Raw genomic sequence first — 16,498 nt, forward strand, 5'->3', positions numbered from 1 at the left:
TGCTGTTCCCTGCGTTTCCCTGAAAGAGGAATCATAATGAATAACACGCAGACACATTTAAGAATCGGTTATGTCTGGACTATCTGTCTGGTTGCCGCCTGCGGCGGCTTGCTGTTTGGCTATGACTGGGTGGTGATTGGCGGCGCCAAACCGTTCTACGAAGCCTATTTTTCAATTACCGATCCCGCGCAGTCCGGCTGGGCGATGAGTTCCGCGCTGGTCGGCTGTATCTTTGGCGCACTGATGTCCGGCTGGTGCGCTGATAAATTTGGGCGAAAAATGCCGCTGATTCTGGCCGCTATTCTGTTCAGCGCATCGTCCTGGGGAACCGCTGTCGCCAGCAATTTCGATATGTTTGTGATTTACCGTATCGTTGGCGGCGTAGGAATCGGCCTGGCGTCCGCCCTTAGCCCGCTGTACATCGCGGAAGTCAGCCCGGCGGAAAAGCGTGGCCGTTTTGTGGCGGTCAACCAACTCACGATCGTGATCGGCGTGCTGGCGGCCCAGCTCATTAACCTGATGATTGCTGAACCAGTGGCGACCGACGCGACCCGGCAGGCAATTGTTGAAAGCTGGAATGGGCAGATGGGCTGGCGCTGGATGTTTGGCGCGGAACTGGTGCCTGCGCTGGCGTTTCTGGTTCTGATGTTCTTTGTGCCGGAATCACCGCGCTGGCTAGTCAAAGCGGGCAAACCTGAACGCGCCCGCGCCATGCTGCAACGGATTGGCTCAGCGGAGTATGCCGGGCAGACGTTGCGGGAAATAGAACATACTCTGCTGAAAGACAACCACAAAGTGGCCTGGTCAACGCTGTTGCAGCCGCAGATTAAACCGATTGTCATCATCGGTATGGTGCTGGCCGTCTTCCAGCAATGGTGCGGGATCAATGTGATCTTCAACTATGCGCAGGAGATCTTCGCTTCCGCAGGGTTTGATATCAACGGAACGTTAAAATCCATTGTCGCCACAGGGATCATTAACCTCGTCTTCACCCTCGCAGCGCTGCCGCTGGTCGATAAAATTGGTCGCCGAAAACTGATGCTGTTTGGCGCTTCAGGACTCACGGTGATTTATGTACTGATTGCCGCCGCTTACGGGATGGGGATTATGGGCTGGCCGGTTCTGGTGCTGGTGCTGGCGGCTATTGCGATTTACGCCCTGACGCTGGCGCCAGTCACCTGGGTTCTGTTGTCGGAAATCTTCCCGAACCGCGTCCGTGGTCTGGCGATGTCGCTGGGGACGCTGGCGCTCTGGATTGCCTGCTTCCTGCTGACCTACACGTTCCCGCTGCTTAATGCGGGGCTGGGAGCGGCGGGCAGTTTCCTGCTTTACGGCGTTATCTGCGCGATGGGGTATTTCTACGTGCTGCGCAATGTGCCTGAAACGAAAGGCGTGACGCTGGAGGCGCTGGAAGAGCAACTGGCGGCGCGGCATGTGAAATCCAGCCCGTCAACTCAACAGCGAAGCGCACGGTAATGGACGATACGCTGACATTACAAAACACGCATCTGCGGATGCGTGTTGATCCACAGGGCGGCAGATTGTTGAGTTTGTTTTCATTAGCGCATCAGCAGGCCGTTTTACGTGAAGGATGCGGCGTAAAACCCGGCGAATGCGGCCTGTTCCCTATGCTGCCGGTCGCTAATCGCGTTGCCGAAAACCGTTTTTTGTTCAGGGGAGAGGAGGTGAATCTTCCCCGGCATGAGGAGGATGCCGTTTTCTTTCTGCACGGTGACGGCTGGCTCAGGCGCTGGGATACGATTGCCGTTCATGAGGATGCCTGTCATCTGCGTTCAGGTCGTCAAATGGCGTGCGGTTATGATTATGTCGCGGATCTTCACTATCAGCTGGACGCCGCTGTGCTTCATGCCTCGCTGACGATAACGCACCGGGGGGAACGACCGATGCTTTATGGTTGCGGATTCCACCCGTACTTTGCTTTTGATCGTCACAGTACCGTGCAGTTTGCCGCCAGCGGTTACTGGCCGGAAGGTAAGCTGCATCTGCCGCAGGAATGGCAGAGCGATATTCCCCGGCAGGCGGATTTTTCCGGCGCGCAATATGGCGAGGATGCGTGGCTTAACGTAGGGTATTCCGGCTGGAGCGGGCGGGCGATTGTGCAGCGTGATGTGATGAAGGTCACTCTTTTATCGCAAACGCCCTGGCTTATGCTATTCAGAATGCAAGGGGAGTCATTCTTGTGTCTGGAACCGCAGTCGCACCCGGTAAATGCCCACAACATGCCGGGGCAACCGGGACTCCAGGCTTTAGCTCAGGGAGACCAGTGCCATTTCGCGATGCAAATCGCTGTTGTTTAGGCCAAAAAAGATGTTATTCGCCTGTTAATGCTCTCTTGCGCCAGCCTGCATTTATCGCCAGACTATCGCCTCCATACGGGAGGGAATCATGGTTTTGCACTCCACGCGCTGGCTGGCGCTCGGTTATTTTACCTACTTCTTTAGCTACGGTATTTTTCTGCCATTCTGGAGCGTCTGGCTTAAAGGCCTGGGACTGACGCCGGAAACCATCGGTCTCCTGCTGGGGGCGGGGCTGGTGGCGCGTTTCCTCGGTAGCCTGTTGATTGCGCCACGGGTGAGCGATCCTTCCCGCTTGATTTCTGCGGTACGCCTTCTGGCGCTGCTGACGCTGGTGTTTGCCCTCGCATTCTGGGCAGGGACGCACGTTGCGTGGCTGATGGTGGTGATGATCGGTTTTAACCTCTTCTTCTCGCCGCTGGTGCCGCTCACCGATGCGCTGGCCAATACCTGGCAAAAACAGTTAACGATGGACTATGGCCGGGTGCGTTTGTGGGGGTCTATTGCGTTTGTGATCGGCTCGGCGTTGACCGGGAAACTGGTGAGCCTCTTTGATTATCAGGCGATTCTGGGGCTATTGACGCTTGGGGTGGCCTCGATGCTGCTAGGTATGCTGCTGCGACCGAGCGTATTGCCGCAGGGGGAAAGCCGTCACCAGGAGAGCGCGGGCTGGCCTGCCTGGCGTACGCTCGTCGTCCAGAGCTGGCGCTTTCTCGCCTGCGTGTGCCTGCTGCAAGGCGCGCATGCCGCTTATTACGGCTTCAGCGCGATTTACTGGCAGGGGGCGGGCTATTCCGCCTCGGCAGTGGGGTATTTGTGGTCGCTGGGCGTGGTGGCGGAAGTGGTTATTTTTGCGCTGAGCAACAAACTGTTCCGCCGTTTTAGCGCTCGCGATCTGCTATTGCTCTCCGCCGTATGCGGCGTCATCCGCTGGGGATTAATGGGCTGGAGCACCGCGCTGCCGTGGCTGATAGCGATCCAGATTCTGCATTGCGGCACTTTTACCGTTTGCCATCTGGCCGCGATGCGTTATATCGCCGCTCGCCAGGGAAGCGAAGTGATTCGTCTACAGGCGGTCTATTCTGCCGTGGCGATGGGCGGCAGCATCGCCATCATGACCGTATTCGCCGGATTCCTGTATCAGCATTTAGGGAACGGCGTATTCTGGGTGATGGCATTGGTGGCGTTGCCTGCTATTTTCTTACGGCCTAACGTCGCCGCGTCATCATGATTCCAGTATTTTGCGGATCTGCTGCTGTTGGTGTGCGGTAAGCGACAGGTCCGCATGAATCAACGGCGGCGAAAAGAGCGGCAGCGGTGTGGCATACGGGGTGACAATCAGCGCCACGCCGCGCGGCGAACCTTCTTTCTGGAAGGTCTGCGTCGGCACATGCTTAATATTGAGCGGCAGGAGCGTCAGTTCTCGTAATTGCTGCTCAATATGTGCCTCCAGTTCGCCGTTATTGCCTGTCAGTAACACGATCTGCTTTTCGTGCAGGTCGTTCTCCTGCATCAGCCATGCGCCAAAAATCACCGCGACCAGCCCAGTCTCTTCATCAGAGAAACGCACACCGTATTCGCTTTCAAACCCGGCGAGGGCGTCACGCGTGGTGCGCACCAGCCGAGGGTAGAGGCGACTGAACTCTTCCGGCAGCGTGTTATCAATACCAATGGCGAATAAACTTCGGCTCAGCGCCTGGGCAAGGTGCACATAGAGTTGGTCGTTAAGTCCCTGTTCGTCGCTGAAGCGCACCTGCCCCATTTCCCGAAAGCGCAACACCAGCCGGGCGACAGCCAGGCGCAGGCGGCGATCCTGCTGATGGTTGTCGTGGATAGGGTCGGGGATGCGAATCATGGAAAACAGTAAAGCCATAAACAGCGTTTCGTCGGGCGGCGCGTTTTGCATGACGCGGCGCTGCCAGTGACGGCCAATCTCCAGCGCGAGCGGATATTCGGCGCAGGACTGCACCCACTGTTTCTGTAGCGGATTAAACGCCGGTGCGATGCCCGCATGATGCTGTAGCAGGCAATATTGTAAAAACAGCCGCAGAAACTGCACATCCCGGCATTCAAACGGTTTTTGCAGCCGCCGCGAGCAAAGGTTGATCAGCGCATGCAGATTGGTATCGTCATACAACGTACGCGCGATCCCTCTCCGTTTAAGCTCGGTTTTTAATGCCGGCGTAAACTGTTGCGTAATGAAGGTCGGGCATATGCGTAAGCCGCGTCTGAGCCAGTGTAAAAGGCACAAACGTTGGTTGAGCGCAGCCCCCTCGATTCGGTAGCGTCCGTTCTGACCCGTTGTGATGGCGAGTCGATGATAGCGCTGGATCTCCAGGCCTGTTTCGGTGATATCCTCACGGGCAATTTCATCATCGACGCCATTGAGCGCGCTGAATGTTTCCGTGGTGGCGATTTGCCCCGGCTGGAAAAGCGTCAGTAAAACCTGGCAGCGGCGCTGGGGAGCAGAAAGTACAGACGGCGAAGTAAGCGTTGGCATCATCTGTCTGGTCTCCCGTTAGTTTGTTTGATAAGGATAGCTAAAGTTTGTGCGTGGAAATGGTTATAAGAGGGCTTTACGCCAGGAATGCTGGCGAGCATCACAGAATTTTTAACGTGAGGAACAGATGCAATTAGTTAAACGCAGCGCTTTAACACTCTTTCTCGCTGTTTTATCTTTCACAGCGCAGGCGCACCCTCATAGCTTTATTCGATTGCAGACGCAGCTGGTGAGTGAAAACGATCGGTTTGTGGCGCTAAAAATGCGCTGGACGATGGATGAAATCACCTCCGCAGACCTGCTTTACGACGCGGGAGACGCGAAGCCCGGTTCGGAGATATGGAAAAAGCTGGCGGCGGAAGTGATGGCGAACGTGCTCGGCCAGCACTACTTCACCGAAGTGTGGCACAACGGACAAAAGGTTAAGTTTAAAAATCGCCCGACGGAATATGGAATGGAACGGGAAGCGCACCAGGCGGTGTTGACGTTTGTCCTGCCGTTGGCTGAACCGCAGCCGCTGAGCGGCCAGACTTATACTTTCTCGACCTTCGATCCCACATACTATGTGGATATGAGCTACGCCAACGATCGGGACGCCTCGTTGCCGCAGGCGTTAAGCACACAATGCAGCATGAGCGTGCATACGCCGACGCCGAGTGAAGAGACGCTCAGTTTTGCGCAGTCGCTGGATAAAGAAGACGCGCCGCCGGAGGATATGGATTTGGGTAAACAGTTCGCGCAGAAGGTAACGGTGCAATGTCAGTAATCTCCCAACAACGTCCGCGCTCCCGACGCTGGCTGCCGCTGTGGCCGCTGGCGGTATTTCTGTTGCTGGCCATCGCGGGCGGGCTGTGGTTATGGCAGGCCTGGCCGCAGGTGATGGTGAAAAGCATTGTCTGGCAGCGGGAAGTGAATCAGCAGATGAGCGCCTTATTAAAAGCGGTAGCGGCGAATCCGGCGCAGGCGGGCGGTTCGCTGCTGTTGTTTAGCTTTCTGTATGGCGTACTCCATGCGCTGGGGCCGGGTCATGGTAAAGTGGTGATTACCACATGGCTGGCGACGCATCCATCAAAGCTGAAATCAAGCATCGGCCTGACGCTGGCCTCATCGTTGTTGCAGGGGCTGGTGGCCATTGCGCTGGTGGTTGTGGTGCTGACGGTATTGCAGCTTCCGGCGAGGCAGTTACATCTGAGCAGCTTCTGGCTGGAGAAGGGCAGTTATGCGTTAGTCGGCGTGCTGGGAATATTGCTTTGCTGGCGGGCGCTAAAGACGCTTCGCGCGCTGCTGCGCAAGCCGAAATTTATCTCATTTACGCCGCATCATGTTCACCACGAACATTGCGGCTGTGGGCATCAGCATCTGCCGAACCCAGAGCAACTCAGGAATGGCGATGACTGGCGCGCGCGGCTGATGATTATTCTGTCGATGGGGATGCGCCCCTGTTCCGGCGCGATTATGGTGCTGCTGTTCAGTAAAGTTATTGGCGTCTTTAGTTGGGGAATGGCGTCGGCGCTGGCGATGGCGGCGGGAACCTCGCTGACCATTACCTCTCTGGCGTTGCTGGTCCACAGTTTCCGCACGCTGGCGGTAAAATTAAGCGGCAATAAAACGCCGGTATTGTGGCGGCAAGTGGGATGGACAACGCTGGCGTTAGCCGGTGGCGTGATTTTGGTTGTGGCGGCGGTGGTGATGTGGATGAGTGCGGTGCCGGTGGGCAGGGGATTAAGACCGTTTTAGCACAGTTGTAGGATGAATGCCTGATGGCGCTTCGCTTATCAGGCCTACGGGAAACTCCCCTGGTAGGCCGGATAAGGCGCTAGCCGTCATCCGGCATCAAACGATTAACGCTTCAGCGCATCGCTCAATTCGTCGCGCATGCTTGCCAGCATCGCTTTAACCACGCGCGGGTTACCGGCCACGATGTTACCGGTCGTCATGTAGTTATGGCCGCCGGTAAAGTCGCTGACGATGCCGCCCGCTTCACGCACCAGCAGTTCGCCGCCGGCGAAATCCCACGGACGCAGACCGATCTCAAAGAAACCGTCAACGCGACCCGCAGCCACATACGCCAGATCCAGCGCAGCAGAACCGGTGCGACGGAAGTCAGCGCATTCGGTGAACAGTTTGCTAACGATATTAATGTAGGTGGTCGCATACTGTTTGGCTTTGAACGGGAAACCGGTCGCCAGGATGGTGCCATCCAGGTCGCGCGCGGTGCTGCCGCGCAGACGGTAACCGTTCAGCTGTGCGCCCTGACCGCGAGTGGCGGTGAACAGTTCGTTACGCATAGGATCGTAAACTACCGCGACTTCAGTACGGCCTTTGATGCGTACGGCGATAGATACCGCGAAGTGCGGCAGACGTTTGATAAAGTTGGTGGTGCCATCCAGTGGATCGATAACCCATTGAACATCCTGATCGGTACCTTCATGTTCACCGCTTTCTTCGGTAATGATGGTGTGCTGTGGGTAAGATTTGCGGATCGTTTCGATAATAATCGCTTCGGCGGCTTTATCGACGTTGGTCACAAAATCATTGCTGCCTTTCTGGCTGGTTTCTACTGAGTCAGGCGTTTCGTAGTGTTTGGCAATTACATTACCCGCCTTGCGCGCTGCGCGCACGGCGATGGTCAGCATCGGATGCATCGGTCTCTCTCACTGGATGTTAAAGAACGGGAAAACGGCGCAGAGTATAGCAGCGAGTTCGGAATATGTCTCCGTTTTATGATAATATGCCCGAATAATCTTTAGCCGAAGAAAGACAATGCTGCAAAATATTCGAATTGTGCTGGTGGAAACCTCTCACACCGGCAATATGGGTTCTGTTGCCCGCGCCATGAAAACAATGGGTTTAACAAACCTGTGGCTGGTAAATCCGTTGGTCAAGCCGGATTCCCAGGCTATCGCGCTGGCGGCTGGCGCCAGCGATGTGATCGGCAATGCGCAGATCGTCGATACGCTCGATGACGCGCTGGCAGGGTGTAGCCTGGTGGTCGGCACCAGCGCGCGTTCCCGCACGCTGCCGTGGCCGATGCTGGACCCGCGCGAATGCGGTCTGAAAAGCGTGGCGGAAGCCGCGAATACGCCGGTTGCGCTGGTCTTTGGCCGCGAGCGCGTTGGTCTGACCAACGACGAACTGCAAAAATGCCATTACCATGTGGCGATTGCCGCAAACCCGGAATACAGCTCGCTCAACCTGGCGATGGCGGTACAGGTGATCGCCTACGAAGTGCGTATGGCCTGGCTGGCAACGCAGGAAAACGACGAGGCGGCGGAACATGAAGAGACGCCATATCCGCTGGTGGACGACCTGGAACGTTTTTACGGCCATCTGGAGCAGACGCTGCTTTCAACTGGCTTCATCCGTGAAGGCCATCCGGGGCAGGTCATGAACAAACTGCGTCGTCTGTTTACGCGTGCGCGCCCGGAAAGCCAGGAACTGAACATCCTGCGCGGCATTCTTGCTTCTATTGAGCAGCAGAATAAAGGCAAGTAAGCGTGTTGATGCCGGATGGCTGCACGATTTGCAGGCCGAATATTGTAGGCCGGATAAGCGAAGCGCCATCCGGCAAACAGAAACGGCACTGAAGGTTAAATACCTGACTAAATTAGTCAAGTAAATAGTTGACTGATTTAGTCGGGAATGTCAGACTTGACCCTGCTATGCAATACCCCCATTTTACAATAAAAAACCCCGGGCAGGGGCGAGTTTGAGGTTAAGTAAGACATGAGACTGACATCTAAAGGGCGTTATGCCGTGACCGCAATGTTGGACGTTGCGCTCAACTCCGAAGCGGGCCCGGTACCGTTGGCTGATATTTCTGAACGTCAGGGAATTTCCCTTTCTTATCTGGAACAGCTGTTTTCACGTTTGCGTAAAAATGGTCTGGTTTCCAGCGTACGTGGCCCAGGCGGTGGTTATCTGTTGGGTAAAGACGCAGGTAGCATCGCGGTTGGCGAAGTGATTAGCGCTGTTGACGAGTCGGTAGATGCGACCCGTTGTCAGGGCAAAGGCGGCTGTCAGGGCGGCGATAAATGCCTGACGCATGCGCTGTGGCGTGATTTGAGTGACCGTCTGACCGGTTTCCTCAACAACATTACCTTGGGCGAACTGGTGAATAACCAGGAAGTTCTGGATGTGTCTGATCGTCAGCACACCCATGACGCGCCACGTAGCACCCGTACGCAAGACGCAATCGACGTCAAATTGCGCGCGTAATTTACCCGCCCTGTTTCGGGGCGCTGCTGCGTTGGCCGCGCTTGTTCATCCCGGTCACTTACTTATGTAAGCGCCTGGGTTTCACAAGCTTGTCGCCTTGCTGCACCGCAAAACAGTTAGGGTAAAAAATTATAATAGATTTCAGAATCAGGCCGGGGCGTTTACTCGCCCCGTGTACTCGGTCGTACATCCAGCCGGTTGCCTGATTCCTTGCATTGAAGCGATGTACGGAGTTTATAGAGCAATGAAATTACCGATCTATCTCGATTACTCCGCAACCACGCCGGTGGACCCGCGTGTTGCCGAGAAAATGATGCAGTTTTTGACCCTGGACGGAACCTTTGGTAACCCGGCCTCTCGTTCACACCGTTTCGGCTGGCAAGCTGAAGAAGCGGTAGATATCGCCCGCAACCAGATCGCAGAACTGGTTGGCGCCGATCCGCGTGAAATCGTCTTTACCTCCGGTGCGACTGAATCCGACAACCTGGCGATTAAAGGTGCGGCCAACTTTTATCAGAAAAAAGGCAAGCACATCATCACCAGCAAAACCGAGCATAAAGCCGTGCTGGATACCTGCCGTCAGCTTGAGCGCGAAGGGTTTGAGGTTACTTACCTGGCGCCGCAGAGCAACGGCATTATCGATCTTAAAGAACTCGAAGCGGCGATGCGCGATGACACCATTCTTGTGTCCATCATGCATGTTAACAACGAAATCGGCGTGGTGCAGGATATCGCGACCATCGGCGAAATGTGCCGTGCGCGTGGCATTATCTACCACGTTGACGCCACCCAGAGCGTGGGCAAACTGCCTATCGACCTGAGCCAGCTGAAAGTAGACCTGATGTCCTTCTCCGGCCACAAAATCTATGGCCCGAAAGGGATTGGCGCGCTGTATGTGCGTCGTAAACCGCGTATTCGTATCGAAGCGCAGATGCACGGCGGCGGTCACGAGCGCGGTATGCGTTCCGGTACGCTGCCTGTACACCAGATCGTCGGTATGGGCGAAGCTTACCGTATCGCGAAAGAAGAGATGGAAACCGAGATGGCGCGTCTGCGTACGCTGCGTAACCGTCTGTGGAACGGCATCAACGATATCGAAGAAGTTTACCTGAACGGTGACCTGGAACAGGGCGCGCCGAACATTCTCAACGTCAGCTTTAACTACGTTGAAGGCGAATCCCTGATTATGGCGCTGAAAGATCTGGCGGTGTCTTCAGGTTCCGCCTGTACGTCCGCAAGTCTGGAACCGTCCTATGTGCTACGCGCACTGGGCATGAATGACGAGCTGGCGCATAGCTCTATCCGTTTCTCTTTAGGTCGTTTCACTACTGAAGAAGAGATCGACTACACCATTGAGCTGGTGCGCAAATCCATCGGTCGTCTGCGTGACCTTTCCCCGCTGTGGGAAATGTTCAAACAGGGCGTGGATTTGAACAGCATCGAATGGGCTCATCATTAATCGGTATCGGAATCAGGAGAATTTATAATGGCTTACAGCGAAAAAGTAATCGATCATTACGAGAATCCACGCAACGTGGGTTCCTTTGACAACAGCGACGAAAACGTAGGCAGCGGCATGGTGGGTGCACCGGCTTGCGGCGACGTGATGAAGTTGCAGATTAAAGTCAACAATGAAGGTATCATTGAAGACGCGCGTTTCAAGACTTACGGCTGCGGTTCCGCTATCGCGTCCAGCTCCCTGGTCACCGAATGGGTGAAAGGGAAGTCTCTGGACGAAGCGCAAGCGATTAAAAATACCGATATCGCAGACGAGCTTGAACTGCCTCCGGTGAAAATTCACTGCTCCATTCTGGCAGAAGACGCAATTAAAGCCGCTATTGCGGATTACAAAAGCAAACGTGAAGCAAAATAAGAAGAGTTGAGGTTGTTATGTCGATTACACTTAGCGACAGTGCTGCAGCGCGAGTAAATACCTTTCTGGCAAACCGTGGTAAAGGGTTTGGCCTGCGCCTGGGGGTGAGAACTTCCGGCTGTTCAGGTATGGCTTATGTACTGGAATTTGTTGATGAACCGGCGGCAGAAGACACCGTGTTTGAAGACAAAGGCGTAAAAGTCGTGATCGACGGTAAGAGCCTGCAATTTCTGGACGGTACGCAGTTAGACTTCGTAAAAGAAGGTCTGAACGAAGGGTTTAAATTCACCAACCCGAACGTAAAAGACGAGTGTGGTTGCGGCGAAAGCTTCAACGTGTAACGTGCTTACCGATAACCCCACCGTGGTCACCTGCGCGTGGGGTTTGTTTTACCTGACTCCCTGAAACATCAGAGAGTCGATGCCCTGAGAATGTTATGGACTACTTCACCCTCTTTGGCTTGCCAGCCCACTATCAACTCGATACCCAGGCGCTGAGCCTCCGTTTTCAGGATCTTCAACGTCAGTATCACCCTGATAAATTCGCCAGCGGTACACAGGCTGAGCAACTCGCCGCCGTACAACACTCCGCGACCATTAATCAGGCCTGGCAAACGCTGCGTCACCCTTTGACGCGCGCCGAATATTTACTGTCACTACACGGCTTTGATCTGGCCAGCGAGCAGCATACGGTGCGCGATACCGCGTTTTTGATGGAACAGCTGGAACTGCGTGAAGAGCTTGATGAAATAGAACAGGCAAAGGACGAAGCGCGACTGGAAAGTTTCATCAAGCGCGTGAAAACAATGTTTGATGCCCGCCATCAGCTGATGGTGGAACAGTTGGACAACGAGACGTGGGACGTGGCGGCGGACACCGTGCGTAAACTGCGTTTTCTCGATAAACTGCGAAGCAGCGCCGAACAACTCGAAGAAAAGCTGCTCGATTTTTAATTCCCGGAAGCGAATATGGCCTTATTACAAATTAGTGAGCCTGGTCTGAGCGCTGCGCCGCACCAGCGTCGTCTGGCGGCAGGCATCGATTTAGGTACTACCAACTCATTGGTTGCGACCGTTCGCAGCGGCCAGGCAGAAACGCTGGCCGATCACGACGGTCGCCATCTGTTGCCGTCAGTCGTTCACTATCAGCAGCAGGGCCACACGGTCGGTTACGCGGCGCGCGCGAACGCGGCGCAGGACACGGCTAACACCATCAGCTCGGTAAAACGCATGATGGGCCGCTCGCTGGCGGATATTCAGACGCGCTATCCCCATCTGCCGTATCAGTTCCAGGCCAGTGAAAATGGTCTGCCGATGATTGAAACGGCGGCAGGTCTGCTCAACCCGGTACGTATTTCTGCCGATATCCTGAAAGCGCTGGCGGCGCGGGCGACGGAAGCGTTGTCGGGCGAGCTGGATGGTGTGGTCATTACCGTGCCCGCTTACTTTGACGATGCACAGCGCCAGGGAACGAAAGACGCGGCGCGTCTGGCGGGGCTGCACGTCTTGCGTCTGCTCAATGAACCTACGGCGGCGGCGATCGCCTACGGTCTGGACTCCGGCAAAGAAGGCGTTATCGCGGTTTACGACCTCGGCGGCGGCACCTTCGATATCTCTATTTTGCGCCTGAGTCGCGGCGTGTTTGAAGTGCTGGCGACCGGCGGTGATTCCGCGCTCGGCGGCGACGACTTCGACCATCTGCTGGCCGATTACATCCGCGAGTTGGCGGGCATTGCCGATCGCAGCGATAACCGTGTCCAGCGTGAACTGCTGGATGCCGCCATCGCGGCAAAAATCGCGCTGAGCGATGCCGATTCCGTTAGCGTCAATGTGGCGGGCTGGCAGGGTGACATCACCCGTGAACAGTTTAATGACCTTATTGCCGCTTTAGTTAAACGTACTCTGATGGCCTGTCGCCGCGCATTGAAAGATGCGGGCGTTGAGGCGCAGGAGGTGCTGGAAGTGGTGATGGTCGGCGGCTCCACCCGTGTGCCGCTGGTGCGCGAACGCGTGGGCGAATTTTTTGGTCGTCCGCCGCTGACGGCAATCGACCCGGATAAGGTCGTCGCCATTGGCGCGGCGATTCAGGCGGATATCCTCGTCGGCAACAAGCCGGACAGCGAAATGCTGCTGCTGGACGTGATTCCGCTGTCGCTGGGGCTGGAAACCATGGGTGGCCTGGTGGAGAAAGTGATCCCGCGTAACACCACCATTCCGGTGGCGCGCGCGCAGGACTTTACCACCTTTAAAGATGGTCAGACTGCGATGTCGATCCATGTCATGCAGGGCGAGCGCGAGCTGGTGCAGGATTGCCGTTCGCTGGCGCGCTTCGCGCTGCGCGGGCTCCCGGCGATGCCGGCGGGCGGGGCGCATATCCGCGTTACCTTCCAGGTGGATGCCGATGGCCTGCTGAACGTCACCGCGATGGAAAAATCCACCGGCGTTGAGGCGTCTATCCAGGTCAAACCGTCTTACGGTCTGACGGACAGCGAAATCGCCACCATGATTCAGGATTCAATGAGCTTTGCCGAGCAGGATGTAAAAGCCCGTATGCTGGCAGAGCAAAAAGTGGAAGCGGCGCGCGTGCTGGAAAGCCTGACCGGCGCGCTCGCTGCTGATGCCGCGCTGCTAAGCGCCGCAGAACGTCAGGTCATTGATGATGCCGCCGCGCACTTGAGCGAGGTTGCGCAGAGCGATGATGTTGACGCGATAGAACAAGCCATTAAAAACGTAGACAAACAAACCCAGGAATTCGCCGCTCGTCGCATGGACAAATCTGTTCGTCGCGCGCTGCAAGGCCATTCCGTGGACGAGGTTTAATATGCCAAAGATTGTTATTCTGCCTCATCAGGATCTCTGTCCCGATGGCGCAGTTCTGGAAGCTGAGACCGGCGAAACCATTCTTGACGTTGCCCTGCGTAACGGTATCGAGATTGAACACGCCTGTGAAAAATCCTGTGCCTGCACGACCTGCCACTGCATCGTGCGTGAAGGTTTCGATTCCCTGCCGGAAAGCACGGAAGACGAAGACGATATGTTGGATAAAGCCTGGGGTCTGGAGCCGGAGAGTCGTTTGGGCTGTCAGGCGCGCGTCACCGATGAAGATTTGGTGGTCGAAATCCCACGTTACACAATCAACCATGCACGCGAGCATTAACAGAGGGTAGTATGGGACTGAAGTGGACTGATAGCCGCGAAATCGGCGAGGCGCTGTACGACGCGTTCCCCGATCTCGATCCTAAGACCGTTCGTTTCACCGACCTGCATCAATGGATTTGCGATCTTGAGGATTTTGATGATGACCCGCAGGCATCAAATGAAAAGATCCTTGAGGCTATCCTGCTGGTCTGGCTGGACGAAGCTGAATAAATAAACGGGCTGCCCACGGGTGGCCCGTTTTCCTGTATGCGCGAAGAAGGAAAAGAACAATGACTGAAGCGATGAAAATTACGCTCTCCACCCAACCGGCTGACGCTCGCTGGGGAGACAAAGCCACATACAGCATCAATAACGACGGCATTACCCTGCACCTGAACGGTAAAGATGACTCCGGTTTAATCCAGCGCGCGGCGCGTAAAATCGACGGCCTGGGCATTAAACACGTACAACTGACCGGCGCTGGCTGGGATGTGGAGCGTAGCTGGGCATTCTGGCAGGGTTACAAAGGGCCGAAAGGCAGCCGCAAGGTCGAGTGGCCAGATCTTGACGATGAGAAGCAGAAGGAACTGGACAACCGTCTGGCGATTATTGACTGGGTGCGCGACACCATTAACGCGCCGGCGGAAGAGCTGGGGCCGGAACAGCTGGCGCAGCGTGCCGTTGATCTGCTGTGCAGCGTCGCGTGCGATCACGTCTCTTACCGCATTACCAAAGGCGAAGATCTGCGCGAGCAAAACTACATGGGGCTGCATACCGTTGGCCGGGGTTCCGATCGTGCGCCGGTGCTGCTGGCGCTGGATTACAACCCAACCGGCGATAAAGACGCGCCGGTTTACGCCTGTCTGGTGGGCAAAGGCATTACCTTTGACTCCGGCGGTTACAGCATCAAGCAAAGCGCATTTATGGACTCGATGAAGTCCGATATGGGCGGTGCGGCAACGGTAACGGGCGCGCTGGCATTTGCGATTACCCGTGGTCTGAACAAACGCGTGAAGCTGTACCTGTGCTGCGCGGATAACCTGATCAGCGGCAACGCGTTTAAACTGGGCGATATCATTCATTATCGCAACGGTAAGAACGTGGAAGTGATGAACACGGATGCGGAAGGGCGCCTGGTGCTGGCGGATGGCCTGATCGACGCCAGCGCGCAAAAACCAGAGCTGATCATCGATGCGGCGACGCTGACCGGCGCCGCGAAAACCGCGTTGGGTAACGACTACCACGCGTTGTTCAGTTTTGATGACGCGCTGGCGGGGCGTCTGCTGGCGAGTGCGGCAGAAGAAAACGAACCGTTCTGGCGTCTGCCGCTGGCGGAGTTCCACCGCAATCAGTTGCCTTCTAACTTTGCGGAACTGAACAATACCGGTAGCGCGGCGTATCCTGCCGGGGCGAGCACCGCAGCGGGCTTCCTGTCGCACTTTGTCGAAAACTACCAGCAGGGCTGGCTGCACATTGACTGCTCTGCAACCTACCGTAAAGCGCCGGTTGAGCAGTGGTCGGCAGGGGCGACCGGTTTGGGTGTGCGCACCATCGCTAACCTGTTAACAGCATAATTATGTAGGCCGGATAAGCGTTAGCGCTATCCGGCAAGATAACGGCGGGGGCGCTTCGCTTGCCCGCCCTACACGCATCTCTATTGTGATCCTTATGTCCGAAACAAAAAACGAATTAGAAACCCTGCTGGAGAAGGCGGCGACTGAACCCGCGCATCGTCCGGCATTTTTCCGTACCTTACTGGAGTCCACCGTCTGGGTGCCAGGCACAGCGGCTGAAGGCGAAGCGATTGTTGACGATAGCGCGCTGGATTTGCAGCACTGGGAAAAAGAAGACGGCACGACGGTCATCCCGTTTTTTACCTCTCTGGAAGCCTTGCAGCAGGCGGTAGAAGACGAGCAGGCATTCGTGGTGATGCCGGTGCGCACGTTATTTGAAATGACGCTCGGCGAAACGCTCTTCCTGAACGCAAAACTGCCTACCGGCAAAGAGTTTATGCCGCGTGAGATCAGCCATCTGATCGGTGAAGAGGGCAATCCGCTGAGTACACAGGAAGTGCTGGAAGGCGGTGAATCGCTGATTCTGTCTGAGGTGGCAGAACCACCTGCGCAGATGATCGACTCCCTGACCACGCTGTTTAAAACCATCAAACTGGTTAAGCGCGCCTTTCTTTGCACCATTAAAGAGAGCAATGACGCCCAGCCGAATCTGTTGATTGGCATTGAAGCGGATGGCGACATCGAAGAGATCATTCATGCGGCGGGCAGCGTGGCGACTGATACCTTGCCCGGCGATGAACCGATTGATATCTGTCAGGTGAAAAAAGGTGAGCAGGGCATCAGCCACTTTATTACCGAGCACATCGCGCCGTTCTACGAGCGCCGCTGGGGCGGGTTCCTGCGCGATTTCAAACAGAATCGGATTATCTGATCCCGGTAGCC

The 16,498-nt window shown here is 55.9% G+C and carries 18 protein-coding genes; 16 read left to right on the plus strand and 2 right to left on the minus strand.

Going from position 1 to position 16,498, the window contains the following annotated elements; all coding sequences use genetic code 11:
- Window positions 1-36: 36 nt before the first annotated feature.
- The 3 genes from OGV83_RS10215 to OGV83_RS10225 all read left to right on the plus strand — a co-directional run bounded on the left by OGV83_RS10215 (window position 37) and on the right by OGV83_RS10225 (window position 3,546).
- Window positions 37-1,476, plus strand: coding sequence for a sugar porter family MFS transporter (locus OGV83_RS10215; RefSeq protein WP_049009092.1), 1,440 nt, complete (start codon window positions 37-39; stop codon window positions 1,474-1,476).
- The gene (locus tag OGV83_RS10220) at window positions 1,476-2,318 is read left to right on the plus strand and encodes an aldose 1-epimerase (protein WP_071258078.1); all 843 of its coding nucleotides are present in this window, start codon (window positions 1,476-1,478) and stop codon (window positions 2,316-2,318) included. The genes OGV83_RS10215 and OGV83_RS10220 overlap by 1 nt, the downstream gene beginning before the upstream one ends.
- 88 nt (window positions 2,319-2,406) lie before the next feature.
- A complete protein-coding gene (locus OGV83_RS10225; RefSeq protein WP_115608962.1) occupies window positions 2,407-3,546 on the plus strand; it encodes a 3-phenylpropionate MFS transporter in 1,140 nt (379 codons plus the stop codon).
- Here the strand turns inward: OGV83_RS10225 and csiE are convergent.
- Window positions 3,541-4,818 (minus strand): stationary phase inducible protein CsiE, encoded by a 1,278-nt coding sequence (gene csiE / locus OGV83_RS10230; RefSeq protein ID WP_286463537.1) that lies wholly within the window; start codon window positions 4,816-4,818, stop codon window positions 3,541-3,543. The genes OGV83_RS10225 and csiE overlap by 6 nt on opposite strands.
- A gap of 124 nt (window positions 4,819-4,942) precedes the next feature.
- Here csiE and OGV83_RS10235 point away from each other — a divergent pair, with 124 nt between their 5' ends.
- Together OGV83_RS10235 and OGV83_RS10240 are read left to right on the plus strand one after the other, a co-directional pair.
- On the plus strand, window positions 4,943-5,581 hold the full coding sequence (locus OGV83_RS10235; RefSeq protein ID WP_047461991.1) for a DUF1007 family protein: 639 nt from the start codon (window positions 4,943-4,945) through the stop codon (window positions 5,579-5,581).
- Window positions 5,572-6,552: a nickel/cobalt transporter gene (locus OGV83_RS10240; RefSeq protein WP_058667903.1), complete on the plus strand. Its 981-nt coding sequence runs from the start codon at window positions 5,572-5,574 to the stop codon at window positions 6,550-6,552. The genes OGV83_RS10235 and OGV83_RS10240 overlap by 10 nt, the downstream gene beginning before the upstream one ends.
- Window positions 6,553-6,656: 104 nt before the next feature.
- Here OGV83_RS10240 and suhB read toward each other — a convergent pair whose 3' ends face one another.
- Window positions 6,657-7,460 (minus strand): inositol-1-monophosphatase, encoded by an 804-nt coding sequence (suhB, locus tag OGV83_RS10245; protein WP_024130116.1) that lies wholly within the window; start codon window positions 7,458-7,460, stop codon window positions 6,657-6,659.
- A 118-nt stretch (window positions 7,461-7,578) separates the two neighbouring features.
- Between suhB and trmJ the strand changes: the two genes are divergently transcribed.
- The 11 genes from trmJ (at window position 7,579) to sseB (ending at window position 16,487) form a co-directional block, all read left to right on the plus strand.
- Complete coding sequence (gene trmJ / locus OGV83_RS10250; RefSeq protein WP_071258072.1) at window positions 7,579-8,310, plus strand: tRNA (cytosine(32)/uridine(32)-2'-O)-methyltransferase TrmJ; 732 nt, start codon at window positions 7,579-7,581, stop codon at window positions 8,308-8,310.
- 231 nt (window positions 8,311-8,541) lie between these two features.
- Complete coding sequence (gene iscR, locus OGV83_RS10255) at window positions 8,542-9,033, plus strand: Fe-S cluster assembly transcriptional regulator IscR (protein ID WP_012131246.1); 492 nt, start codon at window positions 8,542-8,544, stop codon at window positions 9,031-9,033.
- A 244-nt stretch (window positions 9,034-9,277) separates the two neighbouring features.
- Entirely contained in the window at window positions 9,278-10,492 is a 1,215-nt protein-coding gene (gene iscS, locus OGV83_RS10260; RefSeq protein WP_024130117.1) for a cysteine desulfurase, read from the plus strand.
- A gap of 27 nt (window positions 10,493-10,519) precedes the next feature.
- Window positions 10,520-10,906, plus strand: coding sequence for a Fe-S cluster assembly scaffold IscU (gene iscU, locus OGV83_RS10265; protein WP_002913991.1), 387 nt, complete (start codon window positions 10,520-10,522; stop codon window positions 10,904-10,906).
- Between the two features lie 17 nt (window positions 10,907-10,923).
- Window positions 10,924-11,247 carry an iron-sulfur cluster assembly protein IscA gene (gene iscA / locus OGV83_RS10270; RefSeq protein WP_004104506.1) on the plus strand — a complete coding sequence of 108 codons (324 nt, stop codon included), beginning with the start codon at window positions 10,924-10,926 and terminating at the stop codon, window positions 11,245-11,247.
- Window positions 11,248-11,342: 95 nt separating this feature from the next.
- Window positions 11,343-11,858 (plus strand): co-chaperone HscB, encoded by a 516-nt coding sequence (hscB, locus tag OGV83_RS10275; protein WP_012131249.1) that lies wholly within the window; start codon window positions 11,343-11,345, stop codon window positions 11,856-11,858.
- Between the two features lie 15 nt (window positions 11,859-11,873).
- Window positions 11,874-13,724 carry a Fe-S protein assembly chaperone HscA gene (gene hscA / locus OGV83_RS10280; protein ID WP_200029195.1) on the plus strand — a complete coding sequence of 617 codons (1,851 nt, stop codon included), beginning with the start codon at window positions 11,874-11,876 and terminating at the stop codon, window positions 13,722-13,724.
- Window position 13,725: 1 nt separating this feature from the next.
- Window positions 13,726-14,061 carry an ISC system 2Fe-2S type ferredoxin gene (gene fdx, locus OGV83_RS10285; RefSeq protein WP_012131251.1) on the plus strand — a complete coding sequence of 112 codons (336 nt, stop codon included), beginning with the start codon at window positions 13,726-13,728 and terminating at the stop codon, window positions 14,059-14,061.
- Window positions 14,062-14,072: 11 nt separating this feature from the next.
- Window positions 14,073-14,273, plus strand: coding sequence for a Fe-S cluster assembly protein IscX (gene iscX, locus OGV83_RS10290; RefSeq protein WP_012131252.1), 201 nt, complete (start codon window positions 14,073-14,075; stop codon window positions 14,271-14,273).
- A gap of 59 nt (window positions 14,274-14,332) precedes the next feature.
- Window positions 14,333-15,616, plus strand: coding sequence for an aminopeptidase PepB (gene pepB, locus OGV83_RS10295; protein ID WP_049010618.1), 1,284 nt, complete (start codon window positions 14,333-14,335; stop codon window positions 15,614-15,616).
- Window positions 15,617-15,710: 94 nt separating this feature from the next.
- Window positions 15,711-16,487, plus strand: coding sequence for an enhanced serine sensitivity protein SseB (sseB, locus tag OGV83_RS10300; RefSeq protein ID WP_012131255.1), 777 nt, complete (start codon window positions 15,711-15,713; stop codon window positions 16,485-16,487).
- The last annotated feature ends 11 nt before the right edge of the window (window positions 16,488-16,498 follow it).

It is taken from the genome of Citrobacter sp. CK189 (genome assembly GCF_030333505.1).
Classification (GTDB): domain Bacteria; phylum Pseudomonadota; class Gammaproteobacteria; order Enterobacterales; family Enterobacteriaceae; genus Citrobacter_B; species Citrobacter_B koseri.

Bases quoted from the DNA above. Each gene is read 5' to 3' on its own strand.
- OGV83_RS10215 (WP_049009092.1), top strand. From the start codon at position 37: ATGAATAACACGCAGACACATTTAAGAATCGGTTATGTCTGGACTATC.
- OGV83_RS10220 (WP_071258078.1), top strand. From the start codon at position 1,476: ATGGACGATACGCTGACATTACAAAACACGCATCTGCGGATGCGTGTT.
- OGV83_RS10225 (WP_115608962.1), top strand. From the start codon at position 2,407: ATGGTTTTGCACTCCACGCGCTGGCTGGCGCTCGGTTATTTTACCTAC.
- csiE (WP_286463537.1), bottom strand. From the start codon at position 4,818: ATGATGCCAACGCTTACTTCGCCGTCTGTACTTTCTGCTCCCCAGCGC.
- OGV83_RS10235 (WP_047461991.1), top strand. From the start codon at position 4,943: ATGCAATTAGTTAAACGCAGCGCTTTAACACTCTTTCTCGCTGTTTTA.
- OGV83_RS10240 (WP_058667903.1), top strand. From the start codon at position 5,572: ATGTCAGTAATCTCCCAACAACGTCCGCGCTCCCGACGCTGGCTGCCG.
- suhB (WP_024130116.1), bottom strand. From the start codon at position 7,460: ATGCATCCGATGCTGACCATCGCCGTGCGCGCAGCGCGCAAGGCGGGT.
- trmJ (WP_071258072.1), top strand. From the start codon at position 7,579: ATGCTGCAAAATATTCGAATTGTGCTGGTGGAAACCTCTCACACCGGC.
- iscR (WP_012131246.1), top strand. From the start codon at position 8,542: ATGAGACTGACATCTAAAGGGCGTTATGCCGTGACCGCAATGTTGGAC.
- iscS (WP_024130117.1), top strand. From the start codon at position 9,278: ATGAAATTACCGATCTATCTCGATTACTCCGCAACCACGCCGGTGGAC.
- iscU (WP_002913991.1), top strand. From the start codon at position 10,520: ATGGCTTACAGCGAAAAAGTAATCGATCATTACGAGAATCCACGCAAC.
- iscA (WP_004104506.1), top strand. From the start codon at position 10,924: ATGTCGATTACACTTAGCGACAGTGCTGCAGCGCGAGTAAATACCTTT.
- hscB (WP_012131249.1), top strand. From the start codon at position 11,343: ATGGACTACTTCACCCTCTTTGGCTTGCCAGCCCACTATCAACTCGAT.
- hscA (WP_200029195.1), top strand. From the start codon at position 11,874: ATGGCCTTATTACAAATTAGTGAGCCTGGTCTGAGCGCTGCGCCGCAC.
- fdx (WP_012131251.1), top strand. From the start codon at position 13,726: ATGCCAAAGATTGTTATTCTGCCTCATCAGGATCTCTGTCCCGATGGC.
- iscX (WP_012131252.1), top strand. From the start codon at position 14,073: ATGGGACTGAAGTGGACTGATAGCCGCGAAATCGGCGAGGCGCTGTAC.
- pepB (WP_049010618.1), top strand. From the start codon at position 14,333: ATGACTGAAGCGATGAAAATTACGCTCTCCACCCAACCGGCTGACGCT.
- sseB (WP_012131255.1), top strand. From the start codon at position 15,711: ATGTCCGAAACAAAAAACGAATTAGAAACCCTGCTGGAGAAGGCGGCG.